General features: G+C 40.4%; 16 protein-coding genes. 13 read left to right on the top strand and 3 right to left on the bottom strand.

Annotated elements, in window-relative coordinates; genetic code table 11:
- Positions 1–201 precede the first annotated feature (201 nt).
- Positions 202–1,179 carry a S41 family peptidase gene (locus tag BLR60_RS05380; RefSeq protein WP_090497569.1) on the top strand — a complete coding sequence of 326 codons (978 nt, stop codon included), beginning with the start codon at positions 202–204 and terminating at the stop codon, positions 1,177–1,179.
- Between the two features lie 87 nt (positions 1,180–1,266).
- On the opposite strand, the gene BLR60_RS05385 is transcribed toward BLR60_RS05380, so the two are convergent.
- Positions 1,267–2,100 (bottom strand): helix-turn-helix domain-containing protein, encoded by an 834-nt coding sequence (locus BLR60_RS05385; protein WP_090497571.1) that lies wholly within the window; start codon positions 2,098–2,100, stop codon positions 1,267–1,269.
- Positions 2,101–3,072: an aldo/keto reductase gene (locus tag BLR60_RS05390; RefSeq protein ID WP_090497573.1), complete on the bottom strand. Its 972-nt coding sequence runs from the start codon at positions 3,070–3,072 to the stop codon at positions 2,101–2,103. It abuts the gene before it with no gap.
- 386 nt (positions 3,073–3,458) lie between these two features.
- On the opposite strand from BLR60_RS05390, the gene BLR60_RS05395 reads away from it, so the two are divergent.
- Positions 3,459–4,070, top strand: coding sequence for a GIN domain-containing protein (locus tag BLR60_RS05395; RefSeq protein WP_090497575.1), 612 nt, complete (start codon positions 3,459–3,461; stop codon positions 4,068–4,070).
- A gap of 266 nt (positions 4,071–4,336) precedes the next feature.
- Here BLR60_RS05395 and BLR60_RS25295 read toward each other — a convergent pair whose 3' ends face one another.
- On the bottom strand, positions 4,337–4,465 hold the full coding sequence (locus BLR60_RS25295) for a hypothetical protein (RefSeq protein WP_262502248.1): 129 nt from the start codon (positions 4,463–4,465) through the stop codon (positions 4,337–4,339).
- A 619-nt stretch (positions 4,466–5,084) separates the two neighbouring features.
- Between BLR60_RS25295 and BLR60_RS05400 the strand changes: the two genes are divergently transcribed.
- From BLR60_RS05400 to BLR60_RS05450, 11 genes are all read left to right on the top strand, one after another.
- Positions 5,085–6,668, top strand: a complete 1,584-nt coding sequence (locus tag BLR60_RS05400) for a hypothetical protein (RefSeq protein WP_143009035.1) — start codon at positions 5,085–5,087, stop codon at positions 6,666–6,668.
- A gap of 1,247 nt (positions 6,669–7,915) precedes the next feature.
- Positions 7,916–8,527, top strand: a complete 612-nt coding sequence (locus tag BLR60_RS05405; protein WP_090497579.1) for a GIN domain-containing protein — start codon at positions 7,916–7,918, stop codon at positions 8,525–8,527.
- Between the two features lie 129 nt (positions 8,528–8,656).
- Complete coding sequence (locus tag BLR60_RS05410) at positions 8,657–10,162, top strand: serine hydrolase (RefSeq protein WP_090497581.1); 1,506 nt, start codon at positions 8,657–8,659, stop codon at positions 10,160–10,162.
- 341 nt (positions 10,163–10,503) lie between these two features.
- Positions 10,504–12,039 carry a hypothetical protein gene (locus BLR60_RS05415; protein ID WP_143009036.1) on the top strand — a complete coding sequence of 512 codons (1,536 nt, stop codon included), beginning with the start codon at positions 10,504–10,506 and terminating at the stop codon, positions 12,037–12,039.
- 27 nt (positions 12,040–12,066) lie between these two features.
- Positions 12,067–12,405 carry a hypothetical protein gene (locus tag BLR60_RS05420; protein ID WP_090497585.1) on the top strand — a complete coding sequence of 113 codons (339 nt, stop codon included), beginning with the start codon at positions 12,067–12,069 and terminating at the stop codon, positions 12,403–12,405.
- A gap of 18 nt (positions 12,406–12,423) precedes the next feature.
- On the top strand, positions 12,424–14,067 hold the full coding sequence (locus BLR60_RS05425) for a hypothetical protein (RefSeq protein ID WP_090497587.1): 1,644 nt from the start codon (positions 12,424–12,426) through the stop codon (positions 14,065–14,067).
- Between the two features lie 6 nt (positions 14,068–14,073).
- A complete protein-coding gene (locus BLR60_RS05430) occupies positions 14,074–17,982 on the top strand; it encodes a hypothetical protein (RefSeq protein ID WP_090497589.1) in 3,909 nt (1,302 codons plus the stop codon).
- 5 nt (positions 17,983–17,987) lie between these two features.
- On the top strand, positions 17,988–19,268 hold the full coding sequence (locus tag BLR60_RS05435) for a hypothetical protein (protein WP_090497591.1): 1,281 nt from the start codon (positions 17,988–17,990) through the stop codon (positions 19,266–19,268).
- A gap of 27 nt (positions 19,269–19,295) precedes the next feature.
- On the top strand, positions 19,296–19,865 hold the full coding sequence (locus tag BLR60_RS05440) for a TerD family protein (protein ID WP_090497594.1): 570 nt from the start codon (positions 19,296–19,298) through the stop codon (positions 19,863–19,865).
- Positions 19,862–20,515: a TerD family protein gene (locus BLR60_RS05445; protein WP_167354692.1), complete on the top strand. Its 654-nt coding sequence runs from the start codon at positions 19,862–19,864 to the stop codon at positions 20,513–20,515. The genes BLR60_RS05440 and BLR60_RS05445 overlap by 4 nt, the downstream gene beginning before the upstream one ends.
- A gap of 11 nt (positions 20,516–20,526) precedes the next feature.
- On the top strand, positions 20,527–21,237 hold the full coding sequence (locus BLR60_RS05450) for an OmpA family protein (RefSeq protein WP_090497599.1): 711 nt from the start codon (positions 20,527–20,529) through the stop codon (positions 21,235–21,237).
- Positions 21,238–21,675 lie beyond the last annotated feature (438 nt).

Below are 21,675 nucleotides of genomic sequence, written 5' to 3' on the forward strand. Positions count from 1 at the left end.
TCCTAAAGGGGGTTTTTGTTGATCACACCTATTTCCTAATTTAGTGTGAAAGTAGCTGCGTATATCGTGTATCTCTCAAATGGCAGTGATCGGTAAAGCCATTTAATACGTTTTCCTGTGCAACCTTTTTCATTAATTCCGCATCTTCAAAATATATTAATACTCTCTAGTACTAATTAATTTATATTTAAACAGAAAATAATGAAGATCCAAGCCTATCTATTAATCATCTTGTGTGGAGTATTTCATAGTCCCGTTTATAGCCAAAACAACTCACCGGGCCGTGGTACAGTGAAATTAAATAAAGAAATTTTCACCATACTGAAAAATAATTCCATGTTTAGCAACAAATTGGATTGGCGAAGTATAGAAGAGGAAAGCAAAACACTATCGTTAACCAACAACGATTCTACCAACCAGCAGATGCTTTATCAGTTCTATACTAAGAAGCTAAGGGCAGCCGGCGATAAACACTCTTTTTTTATTTCCGGAAAACGGATGAAGCAGATTGCTGAGGCGCCAGTGGTAGAATGGCCGCAGGGCGACTATCTGGGAGATGGGGTTGCCTGGGTTAAGGTACCAAGGTGTTTGAGCTTTGATGAAACGAAAGATGCTCTTTTTGCCGATACCATCCGTCGGATCATTCAAAAATTAGATACGCAAAACAATATTGCAGGCTGGATTGTAGATCTGCGCCATAATACAGGTGGTAACATGTGGCCTATGCTCGCCGGGCTGAATGCGCTGATTGTTGATGGTACAGCAGGCTATTTTGTAGTTGGCAACACCGAAAAGAAGCAGCCCTGGCCAAATGAAAATGGTAAAATTTCGGGTAAGCCAGCAAACATCAGTACTTATAAAATTAAAAACAACACGGTAAAAATCGCTGTATTGATAGATGCCAGAACCGGAAGCAGTGGCGAAATGACAGCAGTTTCCCTACTGGGGCTGCCCAATGTTAAATCTTTTGGGCAAACATCAGCCGGATATACCACCGCTAACTATACCTTCAATCTGTCCAATGGTGGCCAGTTGCAATTGGCCAGAAGCTACGTAGCCGACCGCAATGGAAAAGGCTATCCTGAAGACATTAAACCCGATGTTTTTATTGATGACCTTTCTAACAACAGGAATGACCGTGTAATTGGCGCTGCCAAAGCATGGTTATTGGAGAAGTAATGCTAAGTTTTGTGACCTGTTAAGACGCATGGTTTTTCCTATTTAAGAAGTTGCCAGCTTGATACCAGGTGCTTTAACTGCCTGTGGTTATACTTGCCTGGCTATTTCGAGGTAAGTAAGTTCGCTAGGCGCTAATCCGAATTTCTTTTTAAAGGCATGCGAAAAATGCGAAAGGCTTTCGAAGCCTAAATCCAGATAGATCGCTGAAGGCTTTTGCTGTTTATGCTCAATTAAAAATTTGGCAGCTTCAAGCCGTTTAGAGAGTAGCCATTGGCGGGGTGGAAGGTCGAATTTTTTTTGAAAATCACGCTTAAACCCAGCCAGGCTGCGGCCGGTAAGTTGGGCAAATTTTTCTACAGGCACATTAAACTGAAAGTTATTGAGCATGAACTTTTCCAGATCTATTTTATAGGGTTCTGAATAATCAAATAAAAAGCTTCGCAATATCGGCATTGCCAGCAGCAATAATTTAACACCCTCTTTTACCTTCAAAATACCCATTTCATCCGTCATGGAGGCTCCTGAACTTCTGGCATACGGAACAATGGAATGAAAATAGCCCTGCAAAAATTCATTGGAGGGAATCAGAAGGTTTGGCGGGCCTGTATACTTCCCGCCAGATTCCAGTTTTTCCTCCAATGCAATTTTGCGCATCAGGTCTTCCTGTAACGAGATTACAATGGTTTCATAGCTGCCTCCGTCACCAGGTGTTTTGATCAGCGTACCCAGCTGATTTTTACCGATCAGCAACATTTCTCCCGCACCCATTGATATGGTTTGAGCAGAGGTTTCCAGCGTAAATTGTCCTGAAACCTGTAATATCAGGGTATGGTGATTCCAAAAGCATGCCTTCTGTTTCCTTTCGGTTGACAGGTAGGAATAAAAGATTACACCAGGAAGAATTTCGGCCGGACTTTCCATTTATCGTGCTAAGTAGGTACCACCTTTAATGGCCCCTATTGCAAAAGTAGTATTTAATGTATTCATTTCTTCTGGAGTGAAGCTGATTTCCATTGCTTCGATATTTTCGGCCAAACGCGATCGCTTGCTCATGCTTACCAATGGCATAATCTGGTTGCCCTGCGCTTTTACCCAGGCAATGGCAAGTTGTGTTGGCGTAACCCCTTTTGTAATGGCTAAATGTTTCAGTACCTCAACCTTTTCAAGGTTATGTATGAGATTTCCATTCTGGAAACGCGAGAAATGGTTGCGGTAATCATTATCCGGAAGTGGTGCAGTCATTTCGCCGGTGAGCAAGCCCTCTGCCGTATTCGCGAAAGCTACAATGGCAATGCCCAATTCCTTAGCGGCCGGCAGCAATTCATTTTCTATCTGTCGTTCAGCAAGCGAATAGCCAATTTCTAATGCACTTATGGGGTGCACCTCATTGGCTTGCCGAAGTTGCGCTGCGGTAATTTCAGAAACACCAATGTGTTTAATTTTGCCTTCCTTCACCAGATCGGCCACAGTGCCAATAATATCTTCCACGGGCACGCTATCATCCATCCGGCTGGGTTGATAAAGGTCGATGGTTTCAATGCCGAGGCGCGTTAGCGAGTAATTAACGAAATTCATGATCGAATTTGGCCTGAGGTCCATTCCTAACCATTGACCGTTATGAAAGATGGCGCCAAACTTCACGCTGATGAAAGCGTCATCGCGCCTTCCTTTAATCGCTTTTCCAATCAGCATTTCGTTATGGCCTGCGCCATAAAAATCGCCGGTGTTCAAAAAATTGATGCCAAGATCCAAAGCTTCCTTTATCGTGGCAATACTTTCTTCTTCATCAGGTGTTGGTCCTCCCCAAATGGAAGACATACGCATGCAGCCTAGCCCCAAGCCTGATACCAATGGGCCATTCTGGCCTAATTGAATTTTATTGATGTTTTTCATAATACAAATATCTGTGATCAAATCTCAATCAGATTGCTTGTACAGCTCAATTAATTTGCTTCTGTAGCTCATCTCCGCTGCTCTGGTTAAATTTATCTCCTATTGTATTGTGATTATTAAACCCGATTACATCAGATATGAAACAGGCAGAACCAAATATATAAGTGATATATACCCTAAACAGGGCTGGCTGCTATGGATAGATACGGGCGTATACAACAGATTAAAAATAACGATAAAATTTAACAGGCGTTCGTCTAGAAATTACGGGCGTTGGTCTACTGGTTACCAACAATGGTATAATACAAGCTTTTTGCCTGCAACGTTTACGGCACAACGGCGTCTTAATAACAAAACAAGAACAAAGAACTTAAAATATTAAAGATATGAAAACCTTAACAAAAACCTTATTCGCAGTAGCATTAACAGCAGTAGTGTTCACTTCATCAGCCATGGCCACTTTTGCCAACGAGCCCGTTAAAGCAGAAACCAAAACTTCTTCCCTATCTACATTCAACAGGATCTGGGTAAGCGGTAATGTAAAACTCATCTTAACACAAGGTGAAAAACAAACTGTAGCGGGCGAGAGCAACTACGATGCTGCAAAAACTTCAGTAACCACTGATGGAAAAACCTTATTCATCAATTCAATGGAAACAAGTCAGGTAACGTTAAATATTACCGTAAAGGATTTAGAAAGAATCGAAGCTTATGGTCAATCGGTTGTGGTAACCAGTAATAATTTCGATGTAAAATACCTGCAGTTATTTTTAAACCAGAGCGCTACAGCGAAGATAAAAACTACAGCAGGCAGTTTATATACCATTGTTAAAGATGATGCAGTATTAAAACTAAATGGTACTGCCGGTGAAAGTACAATGATTGCAAGTAACAGGAAAAATTTAAAATTAGCCGACTTTGCCAGTCTTAAATCTGCATCCTATGCTTCTGAAGCGATCATGAAAGCGGAGCAAAATGCAATGGTTTTAGCAAAATAAACATATCAATCAAATAAGCTAAAGCTGCTCAACTGGGTGGCTTTTTTTGTTTCAATTCATTCATAATCTGCACTTTTAGTAATTAGTATTTCAGACCATTACAAATGGAATTAACTAAAATTTAACGGTAAACATGCATCCGTATGAATATGCTAATATTCTAAAATAGGATTCGAATGTAATTTAGGGTGGCTAACCGACATTTTCTGGTGTCTTGATATTTTTCAGGAAAAGCTTTCCCTTGGGCTGGTGCTTAATTTCTATAACTAAGCGGCTATATCGATGAAAAGTATAGCGTTCTCATTAAGTTTAGGAACTTCTTTTTTAGAGCTTTGTGCAAAAACTGCAATACCAATAGTAAGCAGGGTTATGACCATAAATAATTTCTTGTGCATTTTTTGGCTTTTGATGAGGTAGCAATAATAAATATTTTCTTAATAATGTATTTCTGGCAGAGCAGGTAATTAAAACAGTATCTATTAGAATTTTGTAATCAAACGTGCATGGAGAGATAAAGCTAGATTATAAATAGAAATGAATAAGCTTCTATTAATAGTCCGTAGTCTCCTTAGCCGCAACCCTCAGGCTCGAGACCACGGACAGATGGGGTAATACTCGTTCTTAATTTCGGTCTTGCAAAAAGTAGCCTATGGTTTTGATCAGGCTTACCGGTTGCTTTACATGTAATTGGCAGCTGTCCGTAACCTGGGGAGTTACTTCAGTGTTGTCATATAAAGTATATGTGATAAATTAGTTAAAATAGTCATCATTTTGTTTTTTACAGCTACATTTTATACCTTCGCAAGCTTCAAGTCAGTCAACTTAAATGTTTAAAACCTCATCAGTTAAAATAATTTCGCCTCAAACCTATATCAATAAAGAGAGCTTTATTCACTATGGCTTTAGATCCAGTCGGATAGATTCGTTCTATCCATAGGCCATCTTTGTATTCTCTTAAATAAGGCTGGCTGCATTAATCTTAATTTATAACAGCTTATATACCTAATATACATTATGAAACAAACTTTATTAAGAAGCCTACTCGGGCTAACTACAATTACAGCATTACTTTTTAATTCGTGTTCCAAGTCTGAATTAGTTGACTCCAAGAACAATACAGAAAATTTTGTGAATCCTAATAAGGTTATGGGGCTCCCATCGCCTAACCTGGCATTCGATCAACTGTCGGCATTTCCTTATGGGCCAACTGAAACTGTGCCTGCTCCATGGGCCGGAGGAACAGGAAGGTCATTTCCCGTTCAATATCTTGATGATTATAGAGGCGCTGATGGATGGGAATTATATTATAATACTTTTACTACAGCAAGGAAAGCAAATGATCCTTTTTTCATTATTTATAATCGATATCGGGGGCTGATGCGGTTATATTACTACATGATTCCAAAATCTGGTGCCTCTACTGATGTGGTTACCTTTCAACTCGATTTAAGAGGGACCACTAATACCTCCAGTATTCTTAATTTTGAACAAGGTGAATTGGTAAATTTTGACCAACTTAATACCGTATCTACCAAGGTGCAAAATGAAAAAATTGTTCAAAGTGGAACATGGTATGCTGAAGAGTTTGAATTGGCTTATGACCCCATGCTTTCCAGTACAAGCTACGTAGCAAATCAGTTGAGATGGAGCATGTACTCTACTTCTGTAAGCCAAATCACACTTAATGGCACTCAAAAAGGAACCATTGATGGCACTATCCAGACCCCAAATCCAACAGGTAGTGGTCTTTTTGGAACACTTTTAAAAGGTGCGATATCTGTTGGTGTTGGCCAATTGGGTATTTTAGCTGTGGGTTCCAAGGCACTAAATAATTTTTTCTCTAAAAATTTAGGACCTTTTAAATTAGCAGATGTAAAAACAGGGGTAGAGGAGGCTGCTAAGGGAGAGAATAAAAGTGGCGGTAAGAGTATTTTTAATGCGGTACTGGGGGCTATTAAAGGAGGAAGTAATGACCCTGGATTTAGTGAACAAAAAGTAAATTTAAAGCTGAATACGCAAATCAATCTCAATGGTAGTATAACCCAAAGCCCGGAGGGAATGTTTAATCCTGTGGTATTCATTTCAAATACTCAAGGTTTAGAAAATATAGCTCCTGATTATATACCTAACTATCCGGCTTCGCTTGGTGTTTTTAATATCAGTAACACGCCCACTGTAAATATTTATAAGATTATCCCTCCAGTTGAGGAACCATCAGATGTACCTAGTAAAATGAATACCTACATATACGGTTACGATCTTGATCAAGCATCATTTAATATTGTATTTAATCCAGCAGTTATCAATGGAAACGCTAATGGAGCAACTATTCAGAATTTAAAAAAAGAAGTAGTGTTACTAAGTGTAACCGGAAGCCGTCAGCCAGCTGAGGTTGTAGGTAATAAAGAATACCTGGATGAATCAACTATAGCTTATACAAATTTTTCTTATATTTCTTTTGTTACCCCACTTAAAACATTTGAAGCGCCAGCTAATTTATACATAAGGATATCGTTTGATGTCGTTCCAAATAATAGTAGCGCTGCAAGAACAACAATTATTAAAACCTTTTTGGCAAAACCAGTCAAGCAATACTAACCAGCTTTAATATTGTAATTTTTTTTTGATCGCATTAAAGATAAAATAGCCCGTATCAATCTTTAAAGTTGCTACGGGCTTTATATTCAGCTAAATATCCCTTTAAATTAGGATATAAAATTTATTCTACTAACCTTGATAAATTAGTGGCCTTCCAAGAATTGTAAAATACCATTAATGAGGGGGATGTAAATACTTCGAAAGAAAAGATGCTAAGTCAAAGGGGTACGGAAATTGCGTATCTCAAAGGTGATCTAAAAGGTTTAAAGGCCCAACTCAATGAAATGTTGTAGTATGAGGCATGTGGACAGGCTGTAATCAGCTGAAAGTTTTGTAATAATATTAATTATTTTTAGCTTGATTGTATATTGATGAGGTGAAAATTTCATTCTCAAATATGTAATTTTCTGTATTGGTAAACTTCTCAATCCTATCAATATTCATTTTCTTCTTTAAAAACTCCGGTTCATAGAATTTTCCGCTAACATTCTTTGAGTGCAAATGAGCTGACAAAGCTACAGGTTCCTCCTACCCATCTTGGAATTAAAAGCAAAGCCATTGGTATCGTTTCAGACTCCTTGGTACATTAAAATTTGAAATACTGTCGGGTTGAAATGTCGAAAGAAGACCCGATATTTTCTGCCTTTTAGATAATAAAATTTACCGGCTGATTCTGTATCTGAAGATTTTGCTTTTTTATCCTCACACCTACAAATTCTTTAAATTGTTGTTTGTAAATAACACATTGGTTTCTATGAATCCTCAGGCTGTTCATTAAAATACTATCGGGGGAGGCTGAAGGTTTGTACAGTCAATCATAGAGCCTTTCAAAGATATGAAGGGATTTGACAAGTACCTTTCTGATTTAATCTTTTATCTCTTCGAGATTAATAATTATAATGCCCTTTTCAGAATAGGATGGGTTTTGTTGATTAAATCACTAATTGTGTAGAGAACCGGAATATCTATGTGGATACCGACCCCTCGGGTTTCCGATTAGCCAAAGTTCTTTATTTTGAGGATCATGGCTTATTCTGGAACTATTCAAACTCATCCCTTAATGATGCGGCCTTAGCCTTAAATGCTCAAAGTACCGGAGAATTACCCTAACCGTTCGTCTAGAAATTACAGGCGTTGGTCTAGTAGTTACTGATGCTGGTATAATACAGCGTTTTTGCCTGCAACGTTTACGGCACAACGTCGTCTTAATAACAAAACAATAACAAAGAACTTAAAATATTAAAGATATGAAAACTTTAGCCAAAACCTTATTCGCAGCAGCATTAACAGCCGTAGTATTTACTTCATCAGCCATGGCAACTTTTGCCGCTGAGCCTGTTAAAGCAGAAATAAAAACTACTTCCTTATCCACATTCAACAGGATCTGGGTAAGCGGTAATGTAAAATTGATCTTAACACAAGGTGAAAAACAAAACGTAGCAGGCGCAAGCAATTACGATGCTGCAAAAACATCAGTAACCACTGATGGAAAAACCTTGTTTATCAATTCAATGGAAACCAGTCAGGTAACATTAACTATTACCGTAAAAGATTTAGAAAGAATTGAAGCTTATGGTCAATCGGTTGTGGTCACCAGTAACAACTTTGAGGTAAAAAACCTGCAGTTATTTTTAAGCCAAAGTGCTACCGCAAAAATCAGAACTACAGCAGGTAGCTTATATACAGTAGTTAAAGAAGATGCGGTATTAAAGTTAAATGGTACTGCAGATCAAAGCACCATGATTGTAAGCAATAGAAAAAATGTAAAATTAGCTGACTTCGCCAGTCTTCAATCATCATCATATGCTTCTGAGGCGATCATGAAAGCAGAGCAAAATGCAATGGTTTTAGCAAAATAGGATCTATTCTCATTTCGATAAACAGAGCCACCCTATTTGGGCGGCTTTTTTTGTTTAAGTGATCGAATTCCAGGAATATTTCTGTATTATGCGTATCATACTAATTGAATTATACCGATATAACATGTTATGAAAAATACCGTAAAAGCCTATTTGGGCAGCCTTAAGGCGACCACTCAGAAATCCTATGAATTAACTACCTGCCTGGTTTTGTTTTTTTCGGTTTTCAGTTTTAACATTAGCCTTGCGCAATCCACCGTCGAAGACCGGATCAAACAGGTGGAGAACGGGCTTACGGAGAATATCCAGACCGGCGATTCCGCTGCTGCGAATTTGCTCGAGCGCATGAAACATTTTAAGGTGCAGGGACTCAGCATCGCGGTAATTAAGGATTATAAGGTCGATTTTGCAAAGGGCTATGGCTTTGCAGATCCAGAAAAGAAAATCCCGGTAACCGATAAAACGCTTTTTCAGGCAGCATCTATCAGTAAATCGCTGAACAGCCTGGCCATCTTAAAGCTATTTAAAAATCGCAAGCTGGATTTATATGCAGATATTAATACTTATCTCAAAAGCTGGAAATTCCCTTACGATTCGATTTCGAAGGGAAAGAAAATCAATATGGCCAATCTGCTCAGCCATACTGCCGGCTTAAATGTGCATGGCTTTGCAGGTTATGAGGCAGGTAAGCCGCTACCTTCTGTCATTCAAATTTTAAATGGCGAATCACCGGCCAATTCAGATGCGGTACATTCACTTTTCCCTCCGGGCAGCCGCCAGGAATATTCCGGTGGGGGCACAACCATTTCTCAGCTGGTACTCACCGATGTTACCGGAGAAAAGTATGAAAACTATTTAAGGGACCAGGTATTAAAACCGCTGGGCATGCTTAGCAGCACTTTTGCACATCCACCAACAGGCATCAGCCAGTCATTACTCTCCGCAGGATTCGACGGGGATGGGAAAGAGGTGAAAGGCAAATATCATATTTATCCGGAGCAGGCTGCCGCCGGTTTATGGACCAACCCTACAGACCTGGCCAAATATATCATCGAAACCCAGCTTGCCTACCAGGGTAAATCGGCAAAGGTGCTTGATGAGGAGACAACAAAGTTACGCCTCAGTCCTTACATGAACAAAAATGGTGCTGCATTGGGCGTTTTTGTGGAAGATTACAATGGAGTAAAATACTTTGGCCATGGTGCGGGGAATGCAGGGTTTACCGGCGGATACTATGGGAGCTTTGAGGGTGGGAATGGTCTGATAGTGATGGTTAATTCAGATAACGGAGAAATTGTTCAGGAGCTGATCAACAGCATTTCCACGGTATATGGTTTTAAGGGCTTAAGCAAAACCAAAAAAGTAACCCTCGCTGAGGTTTCTGATCAGGATCTGGATCGTTATCTGGGCAATTACCAGCTCACCCCCGAATTGGTATTAACCGTAAGCCGCGAGGGTAAAAGGGTTTTCGTACAGGCAACCGGTCAGCCCAGGATAGAGGCCTTTCCAGAAAGCAATAACAAGTTCTTTTTTAAAACGATTCAGGCCAGTATGGAATTTGTAAAAGATCAGAATGGATTAATAAAAGAGCTGATTTTTATTCAGGGCAGAACGATTCATGCGAAAAGATTGTAAATCCCTTACCTACCTACGCAGGTAAAGAATTTTCATATTTATTTTTTTTAGACGAGGTCGCATATCCATATGTCCTAAATCATTAATAACCTCCACTATTAGGTTTAGAGGGGATGGTACAACGTAACCAGTATACATTTTGAAAGCATTAGCAAATGATGTAGAGCAGTTTAGCTTGAGCTGATTGGTTTGAATGCGTAGAAATGTGATGGTTTCTTAAAATTAAATCAAAATTTTATCGCCTGTAATTTTCCCTTTACGGTTTTCCGTAAGGATTGCCGTTGCCGTGCTTATACTTTTGGTCAACTAAACCATACTCAAAGCACTAAAATGTATAAATTATGAAAACAGGCAATACCCGGAACTTTATCAGGATAATGGGATTATTGGGGCTATTTGCAATTTCAGCTTGTAAAGGTTCCGGAGAATCCCGATCAGAAGATCCCTTCGCAGCTACAAATTTCAACCCTTATGATCAGGATTTAGGAAGACGTATCCAATCGTACCATAATGCTAATACACCAGATGAGACCAAAAAAGGTACTCCGGCACTTTATATTGATTTCTCATCTGGAATAAATAAGGCTTTTAATGATCCTACGATTAAAAGTATGATGTCGGCCTGCTTTAACACTATTCTGGCCCAGCAGTTTGAAGTTTACAAATTAGGTTCCAACAAAATCTCATTGCTCAATGTAGCTAATACCACCGAACTGGGTCAACAGGTAAGCGACCCAAAACAATACGCCGGTATTTGGGCGCCTTTGCAATCAGCGGTAGAAAAAATTGTGGCTGGTAATAGCGATGCACTTTTGATTACCGATTTTGAGGAATGGCAAAAAAACATGGAGGTGACCAGTACCGCCTTTTTAAAAATCCCATTCTCCAGGTGGATTGAAAAAGGAAATTCCATTCACTTTTTTATTGCTGATTACAAAGAGGGCAAGGTGAATAAACACCTCTATTTTACCATATTCAGTTGTGCCCATCCGGATGCAGGAAGTATGATTTCAAAACTCGAACCGAAACTTTCACCATCAACAACCAGGTTTGATTTATCGAACAGTGCTTATCAACTGTCAACCGGATATCCTTCCGAAAAATCAGGTGGTATTTTTTATGATGATGACGCGAAATCAGACAAAGCCAAAAATATACTCGATTTAAAAGAGGGTTACATTAATGGACTTAAAAACGGGTTTAACTTCGAGTTTTATCCACTTGGATTAGATTGGAAAAGCATCGACCAACTGCACAGTACTTATGCTGGGCAAAACCAGTTTAACGATTTTTTCAGGAAACTTTTTATCGACCTCAGTAATGAAGATAGTTACACTTTTGGAAACTTCAGCGTAAAAGTTTCGGATGTAACTACTGATTTTGAAAACTTTGCAAAAGCAGATGAAGCTAAAAAACACAAACCCAAATTAACCAAAGGCAATAATGGCGAGGCTAAGTTTTCTGATCAGGAAAAGGATGCAATTGCACTGGCATGTTACAATACCGACGGGAAATTAAAAGAACAATGGATTTATAAAGCACAGGCCTCAAGCCCGCTCAATGAGGTTTTTACCCTTAACCAAACCCTTTTTACCAATACCAGGGCATCTAACCCAAAACACGTAGAATTTGGTGTTGCCTTCGACCCTAAATTCAGTGTAGCCAGCATCCATAATCCGGAAGGTTTGATCAGGGTAGATATTTTATCAAACACGGCCACACCAAATCTGCAGGGGGGCAAAATGGCCAAATTCGAATGGGTAAATGCTAAAAATACCGCTAATACAGCTTTGTCAGAATCTATAAAAAATACTTTACAGGAACTTAAACCTGTAGATAAAGTAGTGTACTCGTACTACATCAAAACTAAACAGTAATCTAAAATCATTAAAATAAATTCTAAAATGGAATCAACTTCAGCTTACATTATCTCCATCATCACCGCATTAATTTTTCTACTGGTATCGGCCATCATTGCAAACGCCATTAAATTTGAAGGGGGGAGTAATCCCAAAGATCCACAGACACGTAAAACCTGGTTTTGGGTATTGGCCATCTTAAATCCGGCAGTTTGTTTTTTACTGGGTTATTATGTATTTAAACCAGATGCAAACATTATGGTACTGAATAACTATGTAACAGCCCTGAGTATTGGTACAGCTATCGGTTTTATACTCTACATCATCATCGGTTTTGTACTGAGCAAAATATTTGCCACCGGAAAAATCGGACACTGGTTTTAATCCTTAATCAAAATAGCAATGGATAAATTATTCGTAATCGCCATAGGCGGTACCGGGATGCGTTGCCTGGAAGCGTTTACGCACTTGTGTGGAATCGGGATGTTCGACAATCAGGAAATCGAAATCCTCACGCTTGATACCGATCAGAACAATGGGAACAAAGGACGGGTTGAAGAACTGATCGGCCTTTACAACCGGATTAAAACAACCGGTACCAGCGTAGGCGGAACGCCAAATGCAAATACTTTCTTCTCGGCAAAACTGAATTTACACCGGTTTTTTACCAATTATGCCGGCCCGGGAAGAGAAACCTATAAAAACATCAGCAAAATTGCAACGGGTTCGCCCGAGCAGCAGAAAGCCAATAAATTAATCTCAGATCTGTTTTTGGATAATAGTTCGGTACAGGAATTTGCTTTAGATCATGGCTATAGGGCGCAAACCCACCTCGGTTCTATGCTAATGTACCATGGCATAGTAGAAGCCGCCCGTAATATTATTAAAGGTGCTGCAGTACAATCGCAGGAACGTGAACTGGATACTTTTATGGGCAAACTGGAAAGTGCCGGTGCAGATGCCAGGGTTTTTATTTTTGGTTCTATATTCGGCGGTACAGGTGCGTCATCTATCCCGGTAATCCCTAAAGCACTCCAGGATTTTGTAAAAATCCGTTCAAACGGCAACGCCAGTATCGATTTTGCCAAGGCCAAATTTGGTTCTACTTTATTAACAGCGTATTTTACTTTTAATAAACCAGATGATAAACAGAAAGCAAGCAAAGCCAATAGTGTAATAGCCGATTCGTCGTTTTTTCCGCTAAACAGTCAGGCAGCGCTGCAGTTTTACCAAAGTGACCCTACCGTTCAGAAATGTTATAAACTGCTTTACCATATCGGCTGGCCGGTAGAAAGTAAAAAAATTGACGGCAACAACATTTCCAATCAAACCATCACCGGTGGAAGCGAACAGAAAAACCCCTGCCACATTACAGAATTGTTATGTGCCTGTGCCGCTTATGATTTTTTTACCCGGAAAGATGGGTTTAACAGCGCAAAGGCTGATTACCTCTATAAAGCAGTAGAATTTAAAGATAATTCGTTCAATTTCTCGTTTGACGACTTTATAGGAAATGAAAATAAATCAGGAGAAATATTTGTAAATAAACTGGGTGCTTTTTTCTCCCTGGCACATATTTCATTAACCAAAAACGGTGGTGCTTTTGATGATGCCGGCATAAAAGGTTTCATTAAACAATGCGAGAACCAAAAACTCAACCAGTACAGTACCATTACCGATGCAGAGTGCAAAGACATCAACGAATACTTTAAACTCTTCGCCTATACATTTAAAGATGCCAAATTTATACCCGGCTGGCTTTACCAGGTGAGGAATTCCGTTGCCCCGGGCAGGTTCCTCTTTGATAGCAAGGCATTCCCTGATAACCCTACTGAACTAAAAAAACTGGATGTCGGCACCATTTTCCTGGATGAGAAACACCATTGGAGTAAAGGCGGGCTTTTTAGAGACCGTTATGACGTTTTTGTTGAAAAACTAATCAACACCAGCCCGAAAGATGAGCAGAAAGTAAATACAACCAAAGAGAAATTCCTCGCGCATATTTTTAACGCACTTACCATTTCACAAAACTTCGATATAAACTAAAGCACCATGTCTGATAAAAGAATCAAAGCACTGGCGATAAAAGTTCACCCCAAAACAGAGCCGAACGGCGTCGAATTTGCCTGGGATAAAATCCCCCAGCTTGAAGTATTTACCAAAAACATCCTGATCCCCGAAATCGCTGTAGATCAGGATGGTAATTCTGCTGTTAATATCGGAACTATTGTTTCTGGCATACCCTCTGTATTTGCCCGGGCCAATTTATTCAAGAATGCCATAGATAATATCCGCGATAAAGATGCTGAAGCATCAGGTTTAATGTTGTTCTACAAGTCGCTGATCAGTGAATGGAAGGGGTTAATTAGTTGTATAGCCTTAAACTATAAAGATATAGAAGTCAATAGGATTCATCTATCTTATTCAGACGGAGGGCATTTAAACACAACAGCCAACCTATACGAACCTACCGGTGCATTTGGCAATATGCTGTTTGAACGTAAACCCTTATGGTGCGATCAATCATTGGCCAATAATGCCGACAGGATACCCTTTATTGATGTCATTTCCTTTAAAGGTAACGTTATCGGTGGAACTTCTCCTGACAGTTTTGTTTTTACTTCGGTATCCTACCAGATCAGGGAGAAATTTCCCTTCATTAACGTACAGAACGGAAAATTCATCGATCCCTTACAATCGGAGATTAATCCGCAGGAACTTTTTACCCTATATGGTTACGCCAAACACATTCTGGATAATATTGAAAGGTTCAGGTTAAATTATGCCGGTTTAGAAGAACTGATCAGGCCTGAGTATGGCAATATCTCTACCTGTATCCAGGCCTGGATGAACGATATGGTCATTTATCAGCAGGCTAAGGGCTACCCTAAACTAGATAAATCTACCCCTCCCGAAGTGGGTTCGTTATTCAATTATCCTTTTAGCCTGCTTTTTAACTATTCCACCGCATTATATGGTTCGGAAGGAATTATCTATAATGAATCGAAAGAAGGAAGTATCTTATTCGATCCGAAAGACTTACTGCTTCCGGATACTACAGAGATCGCCCAGATCGATTTTGGCAGGGATGGCATGGAAACTCCAAATTTCCTGAAAACCAAACCTATTTTGCTACTGGCGGCCGAAACCAAAGGGCAGCTGCACAGCTATGCTTATTTTACCCTGCCCTTAACGCCGCTGGCGCTAAATGTTTTTGGTGCTACACTTGATGCATTGGTGGGCATTTCAGAATCATCAAATGTGAAATCGCGGATTACCGCTATTTACGATCCAACAGAAAAAGATGGGGAACGTTTGATCGTTCAGTTAAAACTATATACCGAAACCGGAAACGAGATTGTTAAAGAGGTCATTTATAGGGTAACCTCCGAATCGATCAGCGGGAAAGACATTTTAATGTGGCCTAATTTTATTTCCAAACAATGGAACCGCTATTTCCTGTATTCCGAAATACCGCATAACGATGCCAAGTTTCAGGCTACCCCATTTATAGGAAATGTGGATGACGATTTTTTCAGGATTGTACTGGATGAAAAGGGTATTCCTTTATACCTGGCTATTAACGGAAAAGCGGCGGTAATTTCCGAAAAATACGGCAATATTAAAGCGCAGTTGCATATCGCATCCAATAATGCGGTGGCCGACAATAAATACAAATACGAGATATACGAAAGCAATAAACCCTTTAAAGGCGTAAAATTTGCACATGCAGGGGTTGATTGTGGTTTTGGGATTATCCGTTACGATGGATCGGGCAATACGCAGGCTTTACCGGTGAACATGCTAAACGCGCCAAGGACATTATCGCCAGCCTTTTTAGGCGTCGATTTTGGCAGTACCAATTCTTCTATTGCTTACTTTTCCGATCAGCGGAACGAGGTTTGCGAAAACCTGAAACTCACCAATAAAAGGGTATCATTACTGGCCAGCGATAGCAAAAACAACGATGAACGGCCTGCGGTGGAAGATGAAATCTTTTTTTTCCAGAACGACGAAATCCTCACCAATTCCATCAAATCGGTATTAACCATCCACGATTCTAGAAGAGTGGTAAATGATAGCAATATCCAGGTTAACTCCTTAATGGCCCAGGCCGTAAAGGGTGGTTTCCCCTGTTTCGAAAAAAACCTGCCCATCGAAAATGCAGAAAATAACCGCTATATTTTAGGTTATAACCGCATTGGCAGGGCAGAGCTGGTTTACAATATGAAATGGTCTACCCAGCAGATTGACAAAAGTTATAAAACGGCCTATCTCAGTACCTTACTGCTTCATGTATATGCACAATTGTTTATCGAAGGACACGAACCGCACACTTTAAAATGGTCGTATCCCTCCTCAATGGGTAAGGAATTGTTAAGTGAATACAGGGGCATATGGGATTCGCTTAAAGAAATATCACCGATTGAAAGCCCTATTAAATTAAAAACCTTCCCTCCTTCCGATCTTTCTGATATAGGCGATACCTCGGGCAGCAGCAGCTGGGGATCTCCGGTAGCTCAATCGGGTGGCTGGGGCAGTCAGGCTTCAGTACCTGCTGCCACAACACCTGCATGGGGTTCAACTGGCACTGGCAATAGCGCCTGGGGCGAACAACCCCAGGAAGCTGTTGCCACAGGATGGGGCAATGAGGCTAAAAGAACACTTACAGCGGTCGATATCAAAACGGAAACCGGTCCGGTAAGGTTCGATTTCAAGAAATTGAGCAACGAAGAATCCTTATCTGAAGCCTGCGCCGTAGCCAATTACCTGGTGCGCCCAAATGGGGGTTACTCCATTAATCCCGGAGAACTGGTGCTTTGTTTCGACATTGGTGGCAGTACAACAGATATCACGGCGCTGTGCCAAATGGAAGGCGGAAAGGCAATGATCAAACAGAACTCCATCCGTTTTGCGGCGGAACGCGTAGCACAGGCCACCAAATTTTCGCCCAACTTTAAAAATGTATTGCTCCGGATCTGCGAAAAGAAAAAAATATCAATCCAGGGTTTAAATTCGGGTACACCTAAATTTAACGAAAATACCGCGCCCTATTATTTCGAACAGGTTGTTGATCGTTTAGAGGCTTCAGATTTTGAAACTTTTTACCTCTTAATCGCTGCCGAGTGTAAAGAAATGATGAGCATTAACCTTTACGTTACCGGTCTGATTATGTTTTACGCAGGTCAGCTGGCCTATAAACTGCGGAATGAAATTGTAAAATCAGAAGATGCACCACCAGCGGTTAAAGCCATTCCGCCTAAAATAAAAATTGCTTTTGCAGGTAAAGGAGCCAGGATATTCGATTGGTTTACCGCAGTAAATCCGGCCGCAGCAGACGATTATTATACACAGATGTTTATCAGGGGAATGGGTGGAGAAGCAGTGGCTAAACAAACCATTAGTCCGATCACCACAAGCCCTTTAAAAATAATCGATATCAATTCACAACGCGGAACAGATAATGCGGATGTTAAATACGAAGTATCGAAAGGTTTGGCCATCCCAACCAATATCACCAGCATTTTGGTGCCCACCAACAAACAGGCCATTGAGATTTTAGGTGAAGATAATTTCTGTGTGGTTACGCCCAATGGCGAATTTAAATACCTCGAATCAACCAATTCCATTACGCCGGAAATGCTGGAGCATATTGGCAATCATTTTATCTGTTTGCCGCAGGAAGGCAAAGCCCACTGCCCAAGGTTTATGGATTTTGCCGATCTGTTTTATAAGGTATCATCCGGCATGTTCGGTTTAAAAATGAACGCGACAGATTTTATGGCCGGTTTCCAGGATATGAACATCGAAAACTACATCAAAGGAGAGCCCGATTTTATCAAAGCACAAAAGCGGAAACACGACGATCAGAAAGATTTCGATTATGTAGCGCCGATCATCATTCTTGAGGGGATGAAATTCTTCGAAAAACACCTGCTTAAAGGCATCCAAAAACAATAGTAACCATGGGATTCTGTGTATTGGCAAAAATATCAAAGCGGACGGTAACTTTCTGGTATCAATCAGACAGTAACCCGTATGCCCCATTAGAAATGAGGGAATCGAACGAGGTTCCCTTATATTTTTATGTAAATGGCAACGATTTTATTTTTGGTGCTGCAGCAAGGGAACGCTTTTACAAAAACGATCCTTATGCTTATGGCAATTATTTCGAAATTGTAAAAGATCCGGCGAAACACTTCAGTATATATGGTAACAAAAAACCAGTAAAACAGCTGTTTTATTATGGTGTAGAACAATACTTATCGCACTTTTTAAACACTGTATTATACAAAGCCGAATCTATTGAATCGTACAGGCAGCAGTTCCCTCTGCGCTTTTTATTTGATGATGATATTGAAGACAATGAGAAATCACTGATCGAAAACCTGTTTCAGGAGGCCGGCTATTTTAATTTAGACCGTATTGCATATCACCATACCCTTTTTAATATACTCACCCAAAAGCAGGTTGTGCCAAACAACAAGGCTATTTTATTGATGAATGGCATTGATGATATACTTTATTTAAACTTCTACAAAGATATCAAGACCGAAGCCCTTGGATCGGCCAAACTGCCAGGTCAGGGTGCCGACCCGAGGGTAAAAATTCTGGCCGATATGATTGTAGAATATATCCTCCTGCAACATTCTTACCTGTCGGTTAATAAAGATACTGAAATCGCATTCCTTCTTCCGTTCTGTGCAGCTTTACTTCAAAACATCAGTCCGATTATTAAAGGAGAAGCCGAACTATCTGACGGAAACCGGTATTGGTTTAACGTAAGGGAAAGAAATCTGAACGACAGGCTGCAATATTATGCCAATGACGGGATGATTTTTGCCGCAATAGACGATCTGCTGAGGGCAAATAATTTGCAGGCAGATCGTGTGATGATCCTGCTTGGATCAGAAGAAATTAGCACGACGTATTTTTCCGATAAACTGCTTAAAAAGTATCATCATGTGATGGCGTTGCAGCCTGTTGACGTTAGAGATACCATGCTGGCTATTTTTCAGGCCATTGGCAGTGCCGGTTACAGTGTAAAGCTAAAAGCACCAATTGCGCCACTAGTATCGGTGCGCCCCCCACTCCCAACGCCGAAATTGCCGCCGCCATTACCACCAAAAAAACAAAGCGATGTTCCAAAACCCATAAACATCCCCAGGCTGCCCGAAATAAAAGCAACACCTAACACTAAAAATAATCCTGTAAAACCACCGCCTTTACCTCCAAAAAAAAATTAAGGCGCATAAAATCTAAAACTTAACAAAATGGCTATACAAATAGAAAAAAGAAAACCCGTTTCCCTGATCGGGGAAGAACCGGGCTTAAATCAACTCATTGCAGGCCTGGGCTGGGATACCGCTATTGTAAACGGGCACCCGGTAGACCTCGACCTTTCCGTGTTTATGCTGGGCGAAAACGGCAAACTCCTTGCCGATGAATACTTTGTTTTTTATAACAACAACACGAGTCCCGATGGTTCCACCCATTATCCTGGCGATAGCAGGGGCGGCGAAGGCGATGGAGACGATGAAGTAATCCATATCGATTTATCCAAAATAGATCCGAAAGTAGAGTTCCTTTATTTTGCCGTAACCATTGATCAAAGTGAAGAAAGAGGACACCATTTTGGCTATGTTCAAAACTCCTATATCAATATCAGGAACCGTGCTGATCAATCGGTTTTATGCCAATACCAGCTTAGAGAGGAATTTACAAATGAGGATTCCATTATGATTGCTTCCATTTCCAGAAATGGGGGAGCATGGAATGTAGAAGCCCTTGGCCAGGCCTTTTCAGGCGGTTTAAATACACTAATAGAATTATATCAATCATGAGCAGTTTTAATTTAAATAAGGGAGATAGGTTCTCTCTTTCCAAGGCAGCACCCGGACTCACCATTGTAAAAATAGGAATGGGCTGGAATCCTAACGAAGAACCTGGCGGTCCGGAGTTTGATCTCGATGTTTCTGCTTTTTCGATTGGCGGAGATTTCAAAATCCCTTCCGATTCGTATTTTACCTTTTACGGGCAAATCCGTATGGGTAATAAAATTGAGGATAAGGTAGAAAAAGGCCTCTTTAGACCGTTTACAGAAGACGGTGCAATTATCGGTGCCATTGATGATCCGGACGGGAGCAGAAGTGACGGCGACGATGATGAAGATATGTTTATCGATTTGTCAAAAGTGAGCCCTAAGGTGGAGCAGATTATTATATGCTGCACCATCTGTAAATACCCGAACGACAATAAAAAAGACCGGAGAACATTAGACCTCAATTTTGGAAAGGTGGACGATTGTTACATCAGGATTGTGGATGAAAGCAATGGTTCTGAAATATTGCGTTACGACCTGAAAGACCAGTATACGAATGAAGATGCCGTAGAATTTGGGCGTTTGTTCCGTGTTGGCGAAAGCTGGGAGTTTGAAGCGATGGGCAGGGCACATACGGGCAGTTTGCAAACTTTGGTTGATATGTACACTTAGAAAATAAAATTATGGCATTCGATTTAAATAAAAACGACGGCGCTAAAATAGCCCCATCTAAATTTGATCTTTCCAAAGGAGAGATCGAAAAAACCGCTGGCCGATCGCGGGCCTGGTTGATCGGTTTATTCGGGATACTGGTTGTGGGTGGCGGCCTCTGGTATTATGCATCAGGCAAAACAGATCCTGCAGCAAAAACATCCGCAGCAAACATTTCTTCCGATCCGGCTTCAGTTGTCGTACCTGCTAAACCAGCAAAAGAAAAAGCTAGCGGTATGGATACCATTGCTGTAGCAGCGGTAAAATCACCTGCGATAAAAGAAGATTCGATCAGAAAAACCCGTCAGCATACAGCCCCTGCCAAATTACCAACACAAGCGCTCAAAGCTTTAAACCATGCTGTGCCGGTAACCTTTGCTCAGGGTTCATCATCTTTTGCAAGCTCCAACAAAACCTTAATCAAACGCATGGTTGCTTATTTGATCAAAAACCCTGCGGCATCCATCCATATTGATGGTTATGCCAGCAGCGATGGTCCGATAGCCTTAAATCAGCAGATATCGCAGGCAAGGGCCGATGCCTTTAAAAATCATTTAAACTCTTTAAGTATCGAAGCAAGCCGGATAACCGCTACAGGAAAGGGCATTGAAAATCCGATGGCTTCCAATAAAACTGCCAGTGGAAGAAAAAAGAACAGGCGTGTTGAAATCACATTTTTATAAATGAAGTAGTTGAAAATCTCGTGGCAAAAAGCAGAACCAGAAAAACAAAACAAAGGGGTTTTAAAGAAATATTAATCCTGTTGGGGATGCTTTTTAGTGGCATCCTCTTTATCATCAGAATAATTTTCGGGCGCATTGGCTGGTTAGAAGTTTTTGCGCCTGTGATTATCGTATTTCTAATTCTATATCTCCTCTCGGTATTAAAAACGGCAGTGAGGAAAGTGTAGCTCAACAAATGAAAATTTAAAAACCTGCACTAACGGCTATAATTGGCCAGTTAGACAAGGTTTAATTATTAAGCCTGTGGAATGGTAAAATCTCTGCGAAAAACCAATCATAAAATCAGTAATTACCAACAACTGCCTCGTTTAAAAAGATCTTATTGCAGCATTTTAGGCCGTAATTTTGCTTAGCTGTTTATTTTTAAAGCCAGTGTTT

It is taken from the genome of Pedobacter terrae (assembly GCF_900100705.1).
Lineage (GTDB): Bacteria > Bacteroidota > Bacteroidia > Sphingobacteriales > Sphingobacteriaceae > Pedobacter > Pedobacter terrae.